This window comes from Nioella nitratireducens, from assembly GCF_001879715.1.
Classification (GTDB): domain Bacteria; phylum Pseudomonadota; class Alphaproteobacteria; order Rhodobacterales; family Rhodobacteraceae; genus Nioella; species Nioella nitratireducens.
Genome location: NZ_MNBW01000083.1, coordinates 1 through 259, shown reverse-complemented (window position 1 = coordinate 259; position 259 = coordinate 1). Strand labels below are relative to the sequence as shown.

The following is a 259-nucleotide window of genomic DNA, read 5'->3' as shown; positions in this document are numbered from 1 at the left end:
ATCTACCAGAAGCCCAATACCAGCAGGCCGGCGAAAGGGCACAAGACCTATCCCTACCTGTTGAAAGGGTTGCGTGTGGATCGCCCGAACCAGGTCTGGTGCTCAGACATCACCTACCTGCCAATGCGGCGCGGCTTCCTCTACCTGGCGGCGATTATGGATTGGCACACTCGAAAGGTTCTGGCCTGGCGCATCTCGAACACGCTGGAGGCCGACTTCTGTGTCGAGGCACTGAACGAGGCCATCCACAAGTTCGGGC

General features: G+C 59.1%; 1 protein-coding gene. It reads left to right on the top strand.

Features of this window, described 5'->3' with window-relative positions:
- The coding region (locus tag BKY27_RS19695) for a DDE-type integrase/transposase/recombinase (RefSeq protein WP_233491922.1) at window positions 1-259 on the top strand (259 nt) is incomplete at both ends.